This window comes from Candidatus Dadabacteria bacterium (genome assembly GCA_026708565.1).
Taxonomy (GTDB): Bacteria; Desulfobacterota_D; UBA1144; order Nemesobacterales; family Mycalebacteriaceae; genus Mycalebacterium.
Genome location: JAPOUR010000027.1, coordinates 1 through 18427, shown reverse-complemented (window position 1 = coordinate 18427; position 18427 = coordinate 1). Strand labels below are relative to the sequence as shown.

General features: G+C 52.8%; 18 protein-coding genes. 15 read left to right on the top strand and 3 right to left on the bottom strand.

All coding sequences use genetic code 11. The features are described from left to right. The first annotated feature begins 65 nt into the window (after positions 1 to 65). From OXF42_03705 to mce, 13 genes are all read left to right on the top strand, one after another. Positions 66 to 1514: a hypothetical protein gene (locus OXF42_03705; GenBank protein ID MCY4047201.1), complete on the top strand. Its 1449-nt coding sequence runs from the start codon at positions 66 to 68 to the stop codon at positions 1512 to 1514. 19 nt (positions 1515 to 1533) lie between these two features. After that, positions 1534 to 2478: a hypothetical protein gene (locus tag OXF42_03700; GenBank protein MCY4047200.1), complete on the top strand. Its 945-nt coding sequence runs from the start codon at positions 1534 to 1536 to the stop codon at positions 2476 to 2478. Between the two features lie 14 nt (positions 2479 to 2492). Next, complete coding sequence (locus OXF42_03695) at positions 2493 to 3212, top strand: SDR family oxidoreductase (GenBank protein MCY4047199.1); 720 nt, start codon at positions 2493 to 2495, stop codon at positions 3210 to 3212. Next, a complete protein-coding gene (locus tag OXF42_03690) occupies positions 3209 to 3577 on the top strand; it encodes a dihydroneopterin aldolase (GenBank protein ID MCY4047198.1) in 369 nt (122 codons plus the stop codon). The genes OXF42_03695 and OXF42_03690 overlap by 4 nt, the downstream gene beginning before the upstream one ends. Then, positions 3574 to 5361 carry a M3 family oligoendopeptidase gene (locus OXF42_03685; protein MCY4047197.1) on the top strand — a complete coding sequence of 596 codons (1788 nt, stop codon included), beginning with the start codon at positions 3574 to 3576 and terminating at the stop codon, positions 5359 to 5361. The genes OXF42_03690 and OXF42_03685 overlap by 4 nt, the downstream gene beginning before the upstream one ends. A 129-nt stretch (positions 5362 to 5490) precedes the next feature. Then, complete coding sequence (locus OXF42_03680) at positions 5491 to 5892, top strand: cytochrome c maturation protein CcmE (protein MCY4047196.1); 402 nt, start codon at positions 5491 to 5493, stop codon at positions 5890 to 5892. Then, the gene (locus OXF42_03675; GenBank protein MCY4047195.1) at positions 5889 to 7775 is read left to right on the top strand and encodes a heme lyase CcmF/NrfE family subunit; all 1887 of its coding nucleotides are present in this window, start codon (positions 5889 to 5891) and stop codon (positions 7773 to 7775) included. The genes OXF42_03680 and OXF42_03675 overlap by 4 nt, the downstream gene beginning before the upstream one ends. A 100-nt stretch (positions 7776 to 7875) precedes the next feature. Beyond that, the gene (locus OXF42_03670) at positions 7876 to 9066 is read left to right on the top strand and encodes a c-type cytochrome (protein ID MCY4047194.1); all 1191 of its coding nucleotides are present in this window, start codon (positions 7876 to 7878) and stop codon (positions 9064 to 9066) included. Positions 9067 to 9152: 86 nt separating this feature from the next. Next, positions 9153 to 9569 carry an EVE domain-containing protein gene (locus OXF42_03665; protein MCY4047193.1) on the top strand — a complete coding sequence of 139 codons (417 nt, stop codon included), beginning with the start codon at positions 9153 to 9155 and terminating at the stop codon, positions 9567 to 9569. After that, the gene (gene meaB, locus OXF42_03660; GenBank protein ID MCY4047192.1) at positions 9569 to 10546 is read left to right on the top strand and encodes a methylmalonyl Co-A mutase-associated GTPase MeaB; all 978 of its coding nucleotides are present in this window, start codon (positions 9569 to 9571) and stop codon (positions 10544 to 10546) included. The genes OXF42_03665 and meaB overlap by 1 nt, the downstream gene beginning before the upstream one ends. Then, complete coding sequence (locus OXF42_03655) at positions 10543 to 11964, top strand: Rne/Rng family ribonuclease (protein MCY4047191.1); 1422 nt, start codon at positions 10543 to 10545, stop codon at positions 11962 to 11964. The genes meaB and OXF42_03655 overlap by 4 nt, the downstream gene beginning before the upstream one ends. Then, a complete protein-coding gene (locus tag OXF42_03650; protein ID MCY4047190.1) occupies positions 11961 to 12377 on the top strand; it encodes a hypothetical protein in 417 nt (138 codons plus the stop codon). Before OXF42_03655 ends, OXF42_03650 begins: the two co-directional genes overlap by 4 nt. Continuing rightward, positions 12374 to 12796, top strand: a complete 423-nt coding sequence (gene mce, locus OXF42_03645; protein MCY4047189.1) for a methylmalonyl-CoA epimerase — start codon at positions 12374 to 12376, stop codon at positions 12794 to 12796. Before OXF42_03650 ends, mce begins: the two co-directional genes overlap by 4 nt. Positions 12797 to 12807: 11 nt before the next feature. On the opposite strand, the gene tatA is transcribed toward mce, so the two are convergent. Beyond that, positions 12808 to 13044 carry a twin-arginine translocase TatA/TatE family subunit gene (gene tatA / locus OXF42_03640; GenBank protein MCY4047188.1) on the bottom strand — a complete coding sequence of 79 codons (237 nt, stop codon included), beginning with the start codon at positions 13042 to 13044 and terminating at the stop codon, positions 12808 to 12810. Positions 13045 to 13080: 36 nt separating this feature from the next. Further along, entirely contained in the window at positions 13081 to 14529 is a 1449-nt protein-coding gene (locus OXF42_03635; GenBank protein MCY4047187.1) for a deoxyribodipyrimidine photo-lyase, read from the bottom strand. A gap of 83 nt (positions 14530 to 14612) precedes the next feature. Between OXF42_03635 and OXF42_03630 the strand changes: the two genes are divergently transcribed. Together OXF42_03630 and OXF42_03625 are read left to right on the top strand one after the other, a co-directional pair. Beyond that, positions 14613 to 14834 carry a hypothetical protein gene (locus tag OXF42_03630; protein ID MCY4047186.1) on the top strand — a complete coding sequence of 74 codons (222 nt, stop codon included), beginning with the start codon at positions 14613 to 14615 and terminating at the stop codon, positions 14832 to 14834. A gap of 516 nt (positions 14835 to 15350) precedes the next feature. Further along, positions 15351 to 17768, top strand: coding sequence for a hypothetical protein (locus OXF42_03625; protein MCY4047185.1), 2418 nt, complete (start codon positions 15351 to 15353; stop codon positions 17766 to 17768). A 19-nt stretch (positions 17769 to 17787) separates the two neighbouring features. Here OXF42_03625 and OXF42_03620 read toward each other — a convergent pair. Continuing rightward, positions 17788 to 18427 (bottom strand): hypothetical protein (locus OXF42_03620; GenBank protein MCY4047184.1); only part of this gene is annotated, 640 nt, incomplete at its 5' end.

The window sequence follows — 18427 nt, the reverse complement described above, 5'->3', positions numbered from 1 at the left end:
GTGTAGAATAGCACTTGTAACCGGCTGTGGCCGGTCCCCTAACTTGGGGGAGGAGACTATAGAACTTGAGCAAGCCTGAAGATTACGTCTTTGAGTGGCCTGTATTCCCCAAAGACGAAACCGAGAGAGACCTGCAGATATCGGAGGTCGCTATGAGGGAGGGTGCTAACGGATTTCCCGATACCGACTCCTCCATCTTTTCCATTACTGAAAATGAGGTTATAGGGAGGATAAGGCGCTTCTATGTGACTGTCCTTGAGACCGTGTCCAACAAGTTCATAAGGCTTGGAGAAGAGACGGCAAACATAAAGTTGTATCTTGACCGTTTTGACATGGGGCAGTTGCCCGCCCAACTCAAGGCCAAGGTTGACGGAGAGCTTACCGGCGCCAGCGTGAGCATGTCGGAACTCGGTCTGAAGGCCAAAATTGCAAAGAATGACTTTGAACTCTTCAAAAAAGAACACGGATTAACAAGAGAGCCCGTTTACTCTCTGAAGTGGAGAGCCATCTGGGGGCCCGCCATGCTGTTGTTCCTGTTTTTTCTTGAAGTGGCGCTTAACGGCGCTCTTGTGGCCTCGGTGGTGGAGGGTCTTATAGCGGGTATTTCGGTTTCCACCACGGTTGCGACCTTAAATGTCCTTCTTTCTTTCGTTGTGGGCAAATACCTGCTTCCGGAATTGAACACACAAGGAAAGGGATACAACCTCAAAAAGAAATTAGCCGCTTTTGCAGGGATAGTTTTGCATGTCCTTACTATAATTTATCTCAACCTTGTGTTCGGCATATTCAGAAGCATTGCTCTTGAAGCGACCAAGGCGAGGCCGTGGGAAGGTGGCATTGACCTCAACGACCAGAGCGAGGTTGTGAACGCCCTCAAGCCGTGGGCGGCCCTGAGTGAGGTGAATGACATACCGTCTTTGTTTGTAATAGGGGTTGGGTTTGTATTCGCCGCCATAGCACTTATTGACGGATATAGCTACGATGACCACTACCCCGGCTACGGAGATGTTCACAGAAAATTTGTCAAGATGCTTGAGCCTTTTGAGAGAAGCAAAAGGGGGCTCAGCGACAGAGTGCACAGGATAATGGACGAGTACAATCAGGTGATGGATGTGAGTGTGAAGGAGTTTGAGTCAAAATATCTGCGCTGGGGACTCATACAGAACATTGCGCAACAGCAGTTCTCAAGTTATGCGGTGTGGGTGCGTCAGGTGGAGCAGGATGCAAACAAGCTTCTCAGCGACTACAGGGCGGCAAACATAAAGGGGAGGCACACAAGTTACAGTTCAAAACAGGCCCCTTCTTATTTTGACTCTAGGTGGACTTTTTCCGAGCACGAGAAAGACCCCGCATCCACATTTTCGCATATACACGACCTTATCAACAAAACCGAGAAAGAGGATTGGGAGAAAAAGAATGCTCTGGTGCAACAGGAAATGGCGGCGGCGCAAAACGAATGCGCTCACAGTCTTCGCAAGTTTCTTCAGGAGTTGCAGGAAGAGTATGAGAAATAATCCGGGAGTTCCTCTTATGATGTCAGGGATAGGAAAAGCGCTTGTTCTTTTATTCGCGTTGGCGTTGCTCCCCGTTGCCGGGGCTTTTGCCAAGGATGATTCCCACGGGCCGGTTCTGCACGAAAGGGACAGAGACCCCAGAACCTTCTGCCCTTATGAGACTGGGGTGTCCAAAGAGCATTTGCTCATCTTTGTTGATGTGACGGACGGCATTTCTGAACAGCAACTGAGCCTTATCAGAAACAACATTCTCACGCCGAGGTTATTTAAAGACGTGAGTTTATACGGGAAAATTTCGCTTGTGGTAATGGATGGAAACAACCCTGTTACCGCCCTCAAGCCGGAGATGGTGGTTTGTCGTCCCAAAAATGGCGATCTCTCTTCTCCCGATCCCAGAGACCACTACGACATGATGGTGGAAAGTCGCCAGAGGATTGAGGTTGAATACAATCTGGGCTACATACGTCGGCTTCGTGAGGGTATAATCAAGAAGGTCAAGACAAAGGCCGAGACCCGCAATACGGACGGAATTTCTCCGATTATGGAGGCTATGAACGAAATATCGCGCTCGTCCGCGCTTGATTTCGGTGACAGATACGAGAAAAAGACCCTTATTGTGGTTTCCAATCTTTACCACAATTCCAGAAGCATTCCGCTTGACAAGTTGTGCGTCAGAAGGGTTTATCTCCACGACTTCCTCTCCTCCCGCTACACCAAGACATGGAGTTGCCCGTCTTTTAAAGATATAAGGAAAAAGAGGTCAAACAGGTTTTATCTGGAGAGAAAGATAAGGCCGAAGTTCAAGGGCCCCGTGGACTTGAAACTGTGGGTTCTTCACAAAGAGGTCAGCAACTCAGGCAGCATCCGTGACGATTCGCTTATTTCCTTCTGGCAGGAATACTTTGAATATGTTCAGGGGGACCTGAATTTCCTTGAGCCGGAGTTTGAGTCCGACCCCTCCTGACTGTTTTGACGGCATTGTCCGGTCATAGAAAGGCGGCCCTTGTAACCGGCGGGGCAAAGCGCATAGGGGCCGGGGTGTGCGTCCGCCTTGCGGAGATGGGATACGACATCGCTCTGCACTGCTTCAAATCAAAGTCCGAGGCCCGCAAGACAGTCAGTGCCGTGAAAGAGAGGGGGGTTGCCTGCGAGGTCATTCGCGCCGACCTTTCCCGCCCGGCAAATGCGGCGAAACTGGTTGCCACAGCAGCGGAAAAGCTTGGCGGACTCTCAGTGCTTGTGAACAATGCGTCCATTTTTGAGAAGGGCGGTTTCGGCGACATAACTGAAAAGCGCCTTGAGCGCGACATGGCCGTCAATTTCAAGTCGCCCTTTTTCGCGTCTCAACAGTTCGCGCGGGGCGGGCGCAAGGGGCTTATAGTGAACATGCTTGACGCGCGCGTTACCAAGAACCACACCATGCATTTCTCATACAACATCAGCAAGAAGTGTCTTTATGATTTTACCTTGGCGGCGGCGAAGGCTCTGGGTCCTGCGGTCAGGGTCAATGCGGTCTGTCTCGGCCCGGTGCTCAGGGAGGCGTCTTCATCTGCGGCGGATTTCAAAAGACTGGGTGCGCAAACCCCGCTTGGAAAAACCGGAGGGGTTGAGCATGTTTGTCTTGCCGTTGAGTACCTTGTTAACAACCAGTTTGTGACGGGCGAAACACTTTTTGTTGACGGAGGGCAGCACCTTTGACGGTCATAAGCATAGAAAACTTGCGGCTCAGAACGGTCGTGGGAATTTTTGAATGGGAAAAGAAAATCCTTCAGGAGGTGGTCGTCAATGTTGAGGCGCGTATAGACTGCCCAGACCCTCTGGCAATAGGAGACGATATCTCCGGCACTCTGGACTACAAGGCGCTGAACAAAAAGATCATCAGGTTTGTGGAAGACGGCCGTTTCAACCTTTTGGAAACCATAGCGGGCGGCATTGCGCGGATAGTTCTTGAGGATGACAAGGCGCTTGAGGCAACCGTCAGAGTGGACAAGCCCGGCGCGCTCAGGTTTGCCGATTCGGTCTCTGTCACACACACGGCTCAGAGGCGGGGGGAGGACGGTTGAAGATTTCCGGCGACTACAATGCAAGGGGTGTCCGGTGGGACCTTTCGGATTTGTACGCCGCCCCGGACGACCCCGCAATAGAGCGGTTAATGAAGGACTGCCTGCGGCGCGCCCGCGCTTTTGAGAAAAAATACAGGGGCGCGGTCGCATCCCTGTCCGCGCGGCGTTTTGCGGCGATGCTGAAAACCCTTGAGTCCATAACCGCCGCCACCGCAAAGACTTACTGCTACGCGCAGCTTCTTCACGCCTCAAACACGGACGACCCGAAGGCGGGCGCGCTTTTGCAGTTTGTCCGCGAGAAACGCTCCGGGATAAGCGGACACCTTCTGTTTTTTGACGTGGAGTGGGTCAGAGCCCCGGACACCGCCGCGCGAAAACTGCTCGGCGGTCGCGAACTTGCCCCGTATCGCCATTTTCTCACAACAAAGCGCCTTTATAAACCGCATACCCTCAGTGAGAAAGAGGAAAAGGTTGTCATGGACAAGTCCGTTACCGGCGCATCGGCTTTCAAACGGCTTTTTGACGAAATCCTCGCGGACATGCGCTTTGATGTGAAGACCCGCAAATCCACAAAGAAACTCAATGAGACCGCCACTCTCTCCCTGCTTTACAGCCCCGACAGAGACACCAGAAAAGCCGCCGCGCGCGCCCTCACACGGGGCCTTGAGAAAAACTCAAAGCCCCTGACTTTTATCTTCAACACGCTTGTCGCAGACCACTGGCTTGACGACAACATGAGGTCGTATGAAACACCCATCTCCTCGCGAAACCTCAGCAATGAGATTGACGACTCCATGGTGGAGGGTCTGCTTGCGGAGTGCGAGGCCAACTACGGCATGGTGAGCCGCTACTACCGTTTCAAGAAAAAACTGCTCGGATTGCCGTCTTTTGCCGATTATGACCGCTACGCGCCGGTTTCAGCCTCGCGCAAAAAAACCTCATACCCGGATGCCCGCAGGATGGTGCTTGAGTCTCTGGGCAAATTCTCCCCTGAAATGGCGGCGGTCGCGCGGCTTTTTTTCACGAACAACTGGATAGACGCCGAGTGCAGGAACGGTAAATACGGCGGAGCTTTCAGCCATCCGGTTGTCCCGTCCGCGCACCCGTATATTCTGATGAACTATCAGGGCGGCCCGCGCGACGTGATGACGCTTGCCCACGAAATGGGGCACGGAATTCACCAGTATCTCTCCCGCAAAAAAGGGTATTTCCTCTCGGACGCGCCGCTCACCACCGCCGAGACGGCGAGCGTGTTTTCCGAGATGCTTGTGTTTCAGGAGATGAAACGCCGCGCTCCGAAAAAGGACCGCCTTGCGCTGCTGTGCGGAAAAATTGAAGAGTGCTTTGCGACCGTATTCCGCCAGACCGTGATGACACGTTTTGAGCAGTCCCTTCACGAGTCGCGCCGCTCCGAGGGCGAACTCACAAAAGAGCGCATAAGCGAGTTGTGGACGGCCGCCAACCGCGCCATGTTCGGCTCCTCCGTAAACCTTACACGCGACTACGGGCTGTGGTGGATATATGTTCCCCATTTCATCCATTCGCCGTTTTACTGCTACTCATACTCGTTTGGCGAGCTTCTGGCTCTCTCCCTCTACGATGAATACACGCGGCGCGGGGGCGATTTTGTCTCCGGCTATCTGGACCTTCTGTCATCGGGGGGAAGCGACAACCCGGCGGCGCTTGTGCGAAAAACCGGCGTTGACATAACCGCGCCGGGATTCTGGGCGAAAGGGTTTTCCATTCTCGGAGACATGGTTGACGAGGCCGTTTCCCTTGCCTGATTGATGTGGTAGTTTATGCCCGCAATGGAGTATTTTATCGCCTCATGCGTTGCCACATGGCTGGTTCTCGGCTTTTACGCCGCAACACTTCTTATCCGCAGCCGCCGCGCCGGGGCGCGGGACTGACGCATGGGGGCGGCGGGAGTCAGGATCGCCCTTGCGGCGCTGGTTGTTGTGCTGTCCGTGGCATACCTTGTGTATGACGGCGTTACGGACACAATGGTTTACTATCTGACTGTTCCCGAACTGAAACAGACTGCGGTTGAGGGAAGCAGATACAGGGTTTCCGGGCCGGTGGAGGAAGACAGCATCCGCAAGCACCCCGGAGGGGAGATTACTTTCTCCATAGCGGAAAACGGCGACCGGCTGCCGGTCGCCTATCGCGGAACTGTTCCCGACACCTTCAGGGAAGGGGTTGAGGCCGTTGTGGAAGGCGTTTATACGGAGGGCCGTCCCTTTGACGCCGACCTTCTTCTTGCCAAGTGTCCCACAAAATACGAGTCTTCATACGAGAGTGAAGGGCGCAGATGAACCCGCATGAGTTGGGCTCCGCCGCGGTCGCCCTGAGTTTTCTTCTTTCGGTTTACTCCCTTGTTCTTTCTTTTGCGGGAGCGGCGTTGCGCCGTCCGCGCCTTGTCCGTAGCGCGGAAAACGCGGTTTCGGCAACATTCTTTCTGCTCCTTGCGGCGACCGGGCTTTTGCTCGCCGAACTGGCCTCGCTGAACTTCGGGCTCAAATATGTGGCAATGAACACCAGTTCCGACCTGCCGCTTGTTTACCGTCTTACGGCGTTGTGGGCCGGGCAGAGCGGCTCGCTGTTGCTGTGGTGTCTTATCCTTTCCGCATACTCGGCGGTTTTCGTCCTTCGCGGCGATGGCGCGAACAAGCCGTACGTGACGGGCGTCCTGTCGGGCGTAACGGTGTTCTTTGTGTTTCTGATTGCCTTTGTGGAAAATCCGTTTGAAACACTTCCCTTCACCCCGTCCGAGGGCAGGGGGCTGAACCCCATACTCCAGAATCCCTACATGGCCATACACCCGCTCGCCCTTTATGCCGGTTATGTGGGCGTGACGGTTCCCTATGCGCTTGGCATGGGGGCCATGCTGGGCGACGGCGACTCCGGGTGGGCGGAACGCGCGCGCAAATGGGCGGTTTTCTCCTGGATATTTCTCAGTTTGGGGCTGCTTCTGGGGGCGAGGTGGGCGTATATGGAACTGGGCTGGGGCGGCTACTGGGCATGGGACCCGGTTGAAAATGCGGCGTTTATGCCGTGGCTGTCGGGCACTGCGTTTCTTCACTCCGTAATGGTTCAGAGAAAGAAGAACATGTTTACGAAGTGGAACATACTGCTTGCATCCGTAACTTTTTTTCTCGCCGTTTTCGGAACATTTATAACCCGCAGCGGCATTATCTCATCCGTGCATTCGTTTGCCCTGTCGGACATAGGCCCGATGTTTGCCGGTTTTCTTCTCTTCATAGCGGTTTTTTCGGCGGGTGTTTTTATTTTCGGAAAGAGGGATTTCGGTTCGGGAGGCGGTTTTGAGTCCGCTCTTTCACGCGAGAGCGCGTTTGTGTTCAACAATGTTCTGTTTCTTTCCGCGGCGTTTGTAGTGTTTCTGGGGACGGTTTTCCCCATCATTTCCGAGGCGGTAACCGGAGACCGCATTCTTGTGGGCCCGCCTTATTTCAACCGGTTGAACGTTCCCGTCGGGCTGGTTCTCATATCCCTTATGGGTGTGGGAACGGTTTTGCCGTGGCGTGGCCTGCCGCCGCGCGCGTTTGCCGGGGCGGTCTCCGTCCCGCTTTTGTGCGCCGGTGCGGTTCTGGCGGCTCTTGCGTTTTACGGAATCCGCAGCCCCGCCGCGCTTGCCGCGTTTTCCCTGTGCGCTTTCTGCCTTGCCTCCTCCGCAAGCGGCATACTGAAGGTCGCCTCAAGGCGGAAGGCGTCTCTGCTTGGCGGTCACATTGTCCACATCGGGGTCGCCGTCATAGTCGCCGGTGTTACCGCCTCGTCCATTTTTGCGGACAAACACGAGGTGACCATGAAACCGGGAAACACCTTTTCCGTGCGCGGCTATGAACTGAAATACCTCTCAACCGACCGCAGTGTTACGCCCGCAAAGAATGTTGTTTCCGCGCGGATTGAGGTCTCCGGCGGCGGTCGTCCGGCGGGGGTTATCTTTGCCGAAAAAAACCTGTATCTGTATGAGGGCAACAGAGAGATAAACCGCGAGACCGAGGTGGGGTTGCTCTCGTCATGGAAGGATGACCTTTATGTGGTGCTTATGGAGGCCGCGGATGACGGTTCGGTTCTGCTGGCGGTGGCGTTGAATCCCCTTGTTTCGTGGATATGGGCGGGAGGCGCAATCTTGCTTTTCGGAGCCGCGCTGACCTTTACCGGGGGGCGCAAATGAGTTTGGAAGACGCGGTAATAGCGGTTGTCGCGCTGGCCGTTTCGTTTTTTGTGGCCCGCCCTCTGTTTGGCGGCGGAGATAACCGCGACGGGGGCGGGAGTTGACCGGTCTGCGTGCTTTTGTCCTTTTTGCCGCGTTTGCGCTTTTGCCTCCGGTTTTGCCCGCTTTCGCCTCGCCGGAGGGGGAGGAACTGTTTGTCAAACACAGGTGCGTCCGTTGCCATACGGTTGGAAGGGGAAGGTTTGCGGGGCCCGATTTGAAAGGGGTTTTTGACAGGCATTCACGCGAAACCGTTCTCCTGTGGATAACCGACCCCTCAGCCGTTTACGCCGCAGAGGGACGCATGCCGGTAAACGAGGGTTATCCCCCCATGCCGCCCACGGGTGTCGGTTCGCGGGATGCGGAAATCCTTGCGGACTACCTGTTTTACCTGAAAGACGCCCCGCCTCCTCCTCCGGACGGCGGGGTTATATCGGGAAAGGTCATAAACCGGACGGCGGAAGCGCCCGCGCAGAACGTTACCGTTTCCCTCGGCTCTTTTCTGGGAGACCGCCTTGTTTCCTCGCGCTCCGAAGAGACGGCTGCGGACGGCGGCTTTGCCTTCCGGGGGCTTTCGTGGAGCGCGGCGCACAAACTGTCCATAAACAGCAACGGCGTCGCTTATGAGACCGCCGGCATGGTGTTCAAGCCCGCGCAAAATGAGATAGAGGTTGACCTGCCGATATACGACCCTTCCCGTTCGGACAAGTTTGTCCGCACGGAACTTCACCACCTCATCATTGAGCCGTTTGAGGGAGGGGCGAGGGTCGTGGAGTTTCTGGAACTGTCCAACACGGGAAAGACCGCGTTTATTTCATCTGGCGCGGGCGCGCTTGCAGGTGTTCCCGCCGGGGCGGAAAGTGTCAGGATTGTTCACGGCGCGGGCGGCGGAGACTCCTTCACCCTGCTTCCGGGCGCAAGCAGGGTTGCGCTGTCATACACCGTTCCCGCGCGCGGCGCGTCCGCCGCTTTTGCGAAGAAACTTCAATACAAAACAGAGTCTTTTGTTGTTGTTTCCCCCGAAACCGGAGGCATTGCGGTTGAAGGTCTCGGCGAAGGCGGGCGCGTCAGCGGTGAGGGCGGGGAGGATTTGTTCCGGTGGAGCGGAGAGGGTCTGCCAAAGGGAAAGCGGATATCCGTATCCGTCCATTCCTCGCGGGAAAGCCGCCCGGCGTGGATTTTGCCGTTTGCCGTTTTTGCGCTTGTCATCGCGGGCGCGGTTTTGTTTGGACGGTTTTGGAAGAGGGGTTGAACGGCGGGGGTCGCCCACCTGTCATTCCGTGCGAAGGGACGGGTTTCCATTTTCAACCCCGCGCGGAGGCGGGTATGCTTGCGGGAATGAACTACTGGCTGGTCAAGTCCGAGCCGTTCAAATACTCATGGGATGATTTCATCCGGGACGGCCGCACATACTGGGACGGAGTGCGAAACCATCAGGCGCGCAACAACCTGAAGGCAATGAAAAACGGAGACAAAGCGCTTTTCTACCACAGCAACGAGGGCCTTGAAATCGTGGGAGTCGCAAACGTGGTAAGAGAAAGTTATCAGGACCCCACCACCGAAGACGACAGATGGGTGGCGGTTGACCTTGAACCGGACGCCGCTCTCTCCCGCCCGGTGGCGCTCAGGGATATTAAGGCGGACCCCGCGTTTGCGGACATGGAAATAGTCCGGCAAAGCCGCCTCTCCGTAACGCCGGTTCTGAAAAAGCATTTTGACCTGCTGATGAAAAAGGGGAAACGCAAACCTTTGTAATGGCGCTGTCAACAAATCCCCAAACACTTGTTAAAGAGATGACAAAAGGCGGCAGGGGCGCGCTTGCCCGCCTTATAAGTCTTGCCGAGGGCGGGAAGATCAACACCGCCGCCCTTCTGTCCGAAGCGGGCCTTGACTGGAGCAACACTCCGGTGGTGGGAATCACGGGGCCTCCCGGAGCGGGCAAAAGCACTCTTACGGACAAACTGGTTGAGGTGTTCCGCAAAAACGGCTCCTCAGTCGGGGTGATTGCGATAGACCCGTCCAGCCCGTTTACCGGCGGGGCGCTGCTGGGAGACCGGGTGCGCATGGGCGGCCACTCCGCCGATGACGGCGTGTTTATAAGAAGCCTCGGCTCGCGCGGCTCTCTCGGAGGGCTTTCCCGCGCCACGGGCGACATCATCAAACTTATGAGCGCGTCCGGGGCGGGCTGCGTGGTGGTTGAAACAGTGGGCGTCGGGCAGAGCGAACTTGACATCATTGAGGTTGCCGACACGGTAACGGTGGTTCTCGTTCCCGAATCGGGCGATTCCATTCAGACAATGAAGGCGGGCATAATGGAAATAGGAGACATATTTGTTGTGAACAAGTCAGACAGAAAGGGCGCGCAGGCCCTCGCGGCGGAGCTGCGGGGAACGCTCGCCATAAGGGCGGGGGCAAAAGCCGCGTGGAAGCCGCCGGTGCTGCTCACAAAGGCGGTTGACGGAACGGGGGTTGAGGAGGTGGCGCGGGAGATTGAAAAACACGGCGATTTCCTCCGCCGGAGCGGAGCGCTTGAGCAAAAGCGGCGCGAGAGGACGAAAAACGAACTTATAAGGGAGGCCGAACGCGCGCTGTCGGCGCTTCTTGCCGAATCCGTCCGGGACGGCGAGCCCGCCTCAGGCGTGGTCTCGTCCGTTCTCGCGGGGCGGCTTTCCATAGCGGAGGGCGCGCAAGACATAGCGCGCATTCTCACAGGCGGAGGCGGGGGAAAATGAAAAAGCAGATACTCATAAGCCGCACTTCGGGCGAGATACGAATAGCCGTGGTTGAGGACGGAACGCTTGCGGAGTTGCAGGTGGAGAGGAATTCGTCCTCGCGCATCTCCGGCAACATTTACAAGGCGAGGGTTTTGAATTCAAGTTCCGCCATCAGGGCGTCTTTTGTTGACATCGGCGAGGAAAAGGCGGGCATTGTGTCGTGGAAAGACATACACGCGCAAAACGGCGCGGGCGGCGGCTCTCCCGTTGCCGAGGGCGCAGACCTTATCGTTCAGGCGGTCAAAGAGCCGGTTTCCGGCAAGGGGCCGAGGATGAAGGCGCGCGTCTCGCTTGTGGGCAAGTATGTGATACTGTCAAGCGATTCGGACAGAACCTCGCTTTCAAAGAGGATTGGCTCCGGGGCAAGGGGCAGGGTCGGCAAAATTCTTGACGCAATCCGCCCCGAAAACATGGGGCTGATAGCCCGCACCGCCGCCCTTGACAAAGACTCCGGGCTGATTGAAAAAGAGGTCAAATCCCTGAAAGGCGTGTGGGACAACATAGTGCAACAGTCGCGTATTATGCCCGCCCCCTCCCTGCTTTACCGCGAGCCGCCGGTTTATTTAAGCGCGGTCAGAGACTTTGCGTCTCCCAATGACGAGATCATCGCCGATGACTGGGAAGTGCTTGCGGATATCAACCGCTACATTGACGAAAACTTCCCCGGCGAGAACGTGTCCATCGGATACCACTCCTCCGACTCTCCGCTCTTCAGGGATTTCGGAATGGAGCAGGAGATTGACGACCTTCTCAAGAGGAAAGTCCGCCTTAAATCCGGCGGAGACATGATAATAGAGGAGGCCGAGGGGCTCACCGTGATAGACGTGAACACGGGCGCGGGCACGGGCGGCGGCTTCGGGGCGCTTTTGAGAACCAACCTTGAGGCGGCGGCGGAGGCGGCGCGGCAGATTCGGCTCAGAAACCTTGTGGGCATAATTGTCATAGATTTCATAGACATGGGACACGCGGATATGAAGAAGATTTCCGGAGCGTTTGAGCAGGAGATGAAACGGGACAGGACAAGCCACACGATTTCGGAAATGTCGGAGTTTTGCGTTCTCCAGCTCACGCGCAAACGGTCAAGGGAAAGCGTGGCGAAAACGCTTTCCGAGCCGTGCGCCGTGTGCGAGGGGACGGGGCTGGTAAAATCAAAGGAGACGGTCTGCTACGAGATCATCAGGGATATGGAGCAGCACAACCTCATAGCGCGCGGCGGCGAGATACGGGTTCGCGCCCACAGGGATGTGATAGACACGATAAAATCCGTTGAGGCGGAACTGTTTGAAGGTTTTGAGCGCAAGGGCGTAAATGTGGTGTGCGAGGAGACGGACGGGGAGACGGGGGAGTTTTCGGTAACGGGAGAGTGGAAGATTTGACTGTCAAAAGACTTGAGAAGGGAATGGTCTCCCGGCGGGAGTTTGAGACTGACTCCTCAATGGCGGCGGACAGGTTTCATGAGCGTTCGCCGGTGGTTTTGTCAACGGCGTCTCTGATAGGCATCATGCAGACTGCGTGCGCCGAGGTGATGTCGCCGTTTCTCGCCGCCGATGAGATGGTGGTCAGCGTGAGGGTTGAGATAAGCCACTTCGGAGCGGTTCCGGCGGGCACGCGCCTGTCGCTTCAGACGGAGATTGCGGACATAAGCGGCAGGCAGGTTTCCTTCAAGGTTGAGGCGTCGGACGGGCGGCAGACGATAGCGTCGGGCAAAAACGACATGTTCATCATTGACAGACAGAGATTTGAGAGCGGCATAGAGAGATACAAAAATCAGTCCGGGAGGGTTCAATGAAAGGAGAAAACGGAAGTCTTTACCATATCGCCATAGCGGTCAGAGACCTTGAAAGTTCCGAGAAACTTTACGAGACGGTTATGGGGCTGAAGGTTACGCACCGCGAGGAGGTGGAGGAGCAGGGCGTCCGTGCGGCGATGCTTCAACCGCAAAGCGGGGAGGGGACGGCGATTGAGTTGCTTGAGCCCACCGGGGAGGATTCCCCCATACACAAATTTCTTGAAACAAAGGGCGAGGGCATCCACCATATATGTTTCTTTGTTGACGACATAGAGAAGTCGCTTGAAGAGTTGAAAAAGCGGGGTGTCCGCCTTGTGGACGAGACGCCGAGGACGGGCGCTTACAATTCACTGGTGGCGTTTATCCACCCCAAGGCGATGAACGGCGTTCTTGTGGAACTGGCGCAGATGGCCGGTTAGCCGCCGTTTTTTCAGTCTTTGGGGGCGCGAAACTCCGCCCCGGAGCCGGTCTCCGAACCGGAGCCGGAAGAGTCGCCTTTGCTCCCGCCGTCGGTTTTGTCGGGGGAGTCATTTCCGTCAAGCGAGTCCCGGAAGTTTCTTATTCCCTTCCCAAGCGAAGACCCGATTGAGCCGAGCCGCCCCGGACCAAAAACCAGAAGAACGATTACGAGAACTATTACAAGTTCGGTCATGCCTATTGAGCCCATAGGGGATATGTTACAGATAAGGAGCGGGGATTTCAATCAGGGGCGGGATTTCACGGCATCGTACGCCGCCAGCGCCGCCGTCCGCGCTTTGCGGTGGTCAACAACCGGAGCGGGGTAGGTTGCGCCGGGTTCAATGCCCGCCGCTTTCAGCGCCCCGGCGGGCGCGCTCAGCGGTTCGCTCAGGTATTTGTCCTCAAGCGCGGCTATCTCCGGAATCCGCCGCCGCACATAAGCGCCGTCCTCATCAAACTTTCCGCCCTGCAAAGCGGGGTTGAAAATTCTGAAATACGGGGCGGCGTCCGCGCCGCAGCCCGCCACCCACTGCCACCCGAAGGAGTTGTTGGCGAGGTCTGCGTCCACCAGAGTGTCCCAGAACCACTTTTCGCCCGACTGCCAGGGTATCAGCAGGTGTTTGGTCAGAAATGATGCCGTTATCATTCTCACCCGGTTGTGCATATAGCCGGTTTCCCAGAGTTCGCGCATTCCGGCGTCCACAACGGGGTAGCCGGTCTGCCCCCGCTTCCACGCTTCAAAAAGCCCGGAGTTTTCCCGCCACGGAAATTTCTCAAAATTCTTTTTGAACGGCTTTTCCGGCAGATGCGGAAAGCGGCACAGCAGATGACGGGAGAATTCCCGCCAGCCGAGTTGCGAGAGGAACTTGTCAGTATGCTCTTTGAGTTCCGGGCGGTTGTTGCGTTGATTAAGGAGGGTGTGAAAGAGTTTGCGCGGCGAGATTTCCCCGAAACGGAGATGGGGAGACAGCCGGGATACGCAGTCCCGCGCCGGGTGGTTGCGCCCTTCGGCGTAGTCCGTTATTCCCCGCTCCAGAAATCTCAGCAGGTGGTTTTGCGCTCCTTCCTCGCCGGGTTGCCACAGTGTGCGCCATTGAGACATCCGCCCCGTTTTGGTCGGCGGGTCAAGATTTTTCAGGGCGTTCTTTGTGTTTTCCCTTATGCGGGCGAACTTGAGCGGTTTCTTTTGAGGCGGCGGTTTTTGCGGGGAGGGGAGGGAAAGGCAGTGTTTCCAGAACGGGGTAAAGACTTGGAAGGGTGTCCCGCTTCGGGTTATCACCTGTTCGGGTTCAAACAGCAGGTCGCCGGGGAAACTCAGCAGTTCCACATTCTCCGTGCCGAGCGACTTATGGAGTTTGTTTTCCAACTCCGCCGCCCACGGCTCATAACAGCGTGAGCAGTAAACCGCGCGGGCGTTGTGTTTATGCGCGAGAGCGGGCAGTTCTTTCTCCGTCTCTCCCTTGCGGATGACAAGGTTTCCTCCGAGGGCGGCGATGCCCTCCGCCAGAGCGGCGAGGCTGTGGCGCAGCCACCAGCGGCTTGCGTTTCCCATTCGCCACTGTCCGGGGCTTTTGTCGTCCAGTATGTAGCAGGGGATTATCTCCCGCCCGGTCTGCGCGGCGGCGGAGAGGGCGGCGGAGTCCGTCAAGCGGAGGTCTTGCCGAAACCAGTAGATTAGGGGTTGTGTGGGCATGGGAGTATGTTGCTGGAAGGGGAGGGGATTGTAAAGAGAAAGGATTTGACAGTGGCAGGGCTGATTTATACAATAAAGGTGCTATGGCAAAGAATGTCGAACAGCATGAAGTGAACGGGTCTCCGAAGAAAGGCGCGGGCAATGAAGAGTTCCTCACAATGGTGGGTTCTACGGGAGGCGCGGCGATGCTTGGGGCGGCAATGGGCGGTCCGGTGGGCGCAATAGTTGGTGCGGGTATAGGCTTCTTTCTGGGCAGGATGACAAACGAAAATCGGCGTGACAAAGAAAACAGACACAACTCTTAAAAGTATCTACTCTCAATGCTTCAACCAATCTACTTATATGTTGTTATAGTCCTTGTCTCTATAACAATAGCAGTTTTTGTTACAGGGAAACGGAATAGTGTTGTTCAGAAACTAATAGAAGTAGTTTCTGGGGCAGTAATGCCTGCGGGTTGTATCTTTCTGATTTTGGGGGCACTGGACAAGAACTTTCTTTTTGAACACTACGCATCACTGAGGTTCGTTATGTTCATAGCAGGGATTACCAGTTTTCTTATTTATGGACGCAGACTTCTGGAACAAATAGGAATTCTTAAGGACAAGTAGAATGCTAATGGTCTAAACCAGTAGATTAGGGGTTGTGTGGGCATGGGGGTATGTTGCTGGAAGGGAAGAGGTTTGACAAGGGGCGGGGGGTATCTGATACTGTTTAAACATAGATTTTCCTTCCGTTTGCCTTGAAAAAGGGGGTATTGGGGTGTATAGCATACAAGTTACAGCAAACACCCGCAGAAGTACGCTGATGAGGTCAGTAAAGCAATGATAAATACTGAAAAGTTGTTTGACGATTTGTATTGGGCAAATACTGAGAGCGAAGTGACCGAGATACTGCTCTCTGTTCAAGACAATCTAACTTGGAAACCATATGGCAATAATGAAAGTAACTTTGGTGTTATGGAGGCTCAGCAAGCCGAACCAGTTCCTGCCCTAGTGGAGAAACTAACAAACTCCATTGATGCAATACTCATGAAGCGGTGTTTGGAAGAAGGGATAGATCCAAAATCTAAAAAAGCACCAAAATCTGTAGAAGGAGCGATTAAAGAATTTTTCCCAAATGCTCAAAATTGGGATTTACCAGAACATCGGCGACAACAGGCAGAATCACTTCAAATTCTCGCACATGGACCGAGAAGGGAGACATCGTTAGTTATTTATGATGATGGTGAAGGACAACACCCTGAAGATTTTGAAGGTACGTTTCTTTCTCTCTTGAAGGGAAATAAGACTGAAATACAATTTGTTCAAGGAAAATACAACATGGGTGGTGCGGGAGCTATTGTTTTTTGTGGGAAAGAAAAGTATCAGTTGGTTGCCTCTAAAAAATATGATGGAACAGGTCTTTTTGGTTTCACTTTAGTTAGGAGGCATCCTCTTTCTGGATTAGAGAAAGAAACACGTAGGAGTACTTGGTATGAGTATTTGACTATTGATGATAAAATTCCTAGATTTGAGATTTCTGAACTGGATCTCGGTTTGCACAATAGAAAGTTCACAACCGGATCAATCATTAAACTATATTCGTATCAACTCCCATCCGGATCTGTTCCAATAAACCGGGATTTGAGCAGAAGTATCAACGAACTGCTTTTTGATCCTGCGCTTCCTTTTTGTATCGTTGAGCAATATGACAGGTATCCAAATGATAAAGTATTACAGAGAATTTTCTATGGGCTCAAAAGAAGTTTAGAGAAAGAGGACAATGGTTATATACAAGACCGTTTTCAGCAATCATACAAAGATAAAGAGATAGGCGAGTTTACAGCAACAGTCTATGTTTTTAATACAAAAGTTGATGGCAAGACACCTAAGGAAACTCGTGATTTTATACGTAACGAATACTTCAAGAACAATATGTCGGTTTCTTTTTCTCTCAATGGACAGGTTCATGCACCGTTTACTTCAGAGTTTGTATCGCGGACCCTTAAGTATCAGCTTATTAAAGACTATCTTCTTATACATGTTGATTGCACTGAGTTAGAAATAGAATTTAGGAACGAGTTGTTCATGGCTTCCCGAGATCGTGCCAAGGGAGGCGATGAAATGAATAAACTCCGAAGTATTGTGGGGCGTGAACTTAAAAAGGGCAGACTCGAAGATATATATAAGCAAAGAAAAGCCAATATTGGTAACCATGGGGAGGATTCAAGTGACTTGTTACGTAACTTTTCAAAAAATCTCCCGTTAAAATCCGATCTTCTCTCATTGCTTAATCAAACATTCAAATTAGAAAAACCAAATGACAATCTTCGAAAATCGAATGGAAAACAAAGAAAACGCAAGTCACAAGAAGAGTCTTTTGACCCGAAACGCTTTCCGTCAATGTTTAAGTTGGTTAGTAATGAAAAATCAGATTCTCATCCATTGTTCAAAATCCCACAAGGGAATGAGAGGACAATAAGATTTTCTACAGATGTTGAAGATGCTTTTTTTGAAAGAGTTGAAGACCCCGGGGAATTGAAGATGGGTTTGCTGAACATCGGGGAAAATGAAGGTGGCGGAGGCACAAAACCAGGTCTGCTTAAAAAGATAGAAGACGTATTTTCCGTAGGTATAAGTAGCCCAACCAAGGGAACAATTAGAGTTAATCTTAAACCTGAACAAGAAGTCAATGTGGGAGATAGTTTTACAATTGAAGCCACGCTTTCATCAAAGGCTGGGAAATTTCATCAAATTTTCCGAGTTCAAATAACCAAGCCTGATCAACCCAAACAAAAAATCAAACAATCTCAAGAGGAAGAACAAATTGGTTTGCCTAAGGCTGTGAAGGTATTTGAACAAAAAACCGAAGGGCATATGGATTGGGCTACTCTTAATGATAACGGGGTGGAAATTGATCACAATATAGTAATGAGACCTTATGTTGAAGATGATAAATTGGAGAAAATTTATATAAATATGGATTCCTCTGTAATGAAGAATTTTCGTTCCAAGCTTAAGTCAATAGAACAGATGGATCTTGCCAGTAATCGTTATTTTTCTGCCGTATACTTTCACACATTGTTTTTGTATATGATTAGCAAAAGAAAAGGTTACCAGATTCGTCAAATGACTGATGGCGAACAAGTAAAAGATGTAGACCTTGAAAAGTTTTTAAGCGACCTGTTTAGTTTTCATTATTCTGAATTTTTGATGAATTTTGAAATGGAAACACTACTGGAAAGCATGTCAAGTTTATAAATGTCACGTATATACAACATTAGTCAATAACTACCGGTTTAGGTAGTTCACGGTCGTCCCCTGTTTCTTTTCTATACCTTTCAAGCAGTTCCTGTTCACCCCACTTAGAAGCGTTTAGCATGTAGAGCAAAATTTCTCGTAAAGAAACTTTATTGCTGGTACCTAAGATTCTTTTTGTTTTAGAATCCCATATCAAACCTTCGTAAGGAGGCTCGTTGAGGTTATGTGGGAGCTTTGACGTTGCATCTACTGCCTTCTCGAGAGACATCCCTTTATTAGTCAGAGTAGCAACAATCGTTGTGAATATCTCTAATCCCATTGGGCGAAATAATATATGCCCCCCAAAACTGCCACGGTTTTTACTGGTAACGACTTTTTTATTCGTGGCTTTGAAAAAACTATCAATTTCTGGGTAATGCTTGGCTAGAAGGTTGAAATAATGTTTTGCTAAATTAAAATAAGAGTCCAACCTAGCAGTACTTGGTCTGGTGTTTGTTAGTTTCTTTTTTGTGCTTTGTATGTCTGTTTGAGCTTTTTCAAAAAGTATTGCTAATACATCGTAAAGATTTCCAATGGTAGTAAGGGCTTCAGTATTTGTAGGTGGCATGTTGTTAGTTGCGAAAAGAGCTATAGCACCACCTTTGAATGATTTTTCTTTT

Coding starts and splice junctions, on each gene's coding strand:
- tatA (MCY4047188.1), bottom strand. CDS start 13,044: ATGGGCTCAATAGGCATGACCGAACTTGTAATAGTTCTCGTAATCGTT.
- OXF42_03635 (MCY4047187.1), bottom strand. CDS start 14,529: ATGCCCACACAACCCCTAATCTACTGGTTTCGGCAAGACCTCCGCTTG.
- OXF42_03655 (MCY4047191.1), top strand. CDS start 10,543: ATGAAAAAGCAGATACTCATAAGCCGCACTTCGGGCGAGATACGAATA.
- OXF42_03700 (MCY4047200.1), top strand. CDS start 1,534: ATGTCAGGGATAGGAAAAGCGCTTGTTCTTTTATTCGCGTTGGCGTTG.
- OXF42_03680 (MCY4047196.1), top strand. CDS start 5,491: ATGGGGGCGGCGGGAGTCAGGATCGCCCTTGCGGCGCTGGTTGTTGTG.
- OXF42_03625 (MCY4047185.1), top strand. CDS start 15,351: ATGATAAATACTGAAAAGTTGTTTGACGATTTGTATTGGGCAAATACT.
- OXF42_03630 (MCY4047186.1), top strand. CDS start 14,613: ATGGCAAAGAATGTCGAACAGCATGAAGTGAACGGGTCTCCGAAGAAA.
- mce (MCY4047189.1), top strand. CDS start 12,374: ATGAAAGGAGAAAACGGAAGTCTTTACCATATCGCCATAGCGGTCAGA.
- OXF42_03665 (MCY4047193.1), top strand. CDS start 9,153: ATGAACTACTGGCTGGTCAAGTCCGAGCCGTTCAAATACTCATGGGAT.
- meaB (MCY4047192.1), top strand. CDS start 9,569: ATGGCGCTGTCAACAAATCCCCAAACACTTGTTAAAGAGATGACAAAA.
- OXF42_03675 (MCY4047195.1), top strand. CDS start 5,889: ATGAACCCGCATGAGTTGGGCTCCGCCGCGGTCGCCCTGAGTTTTCTT.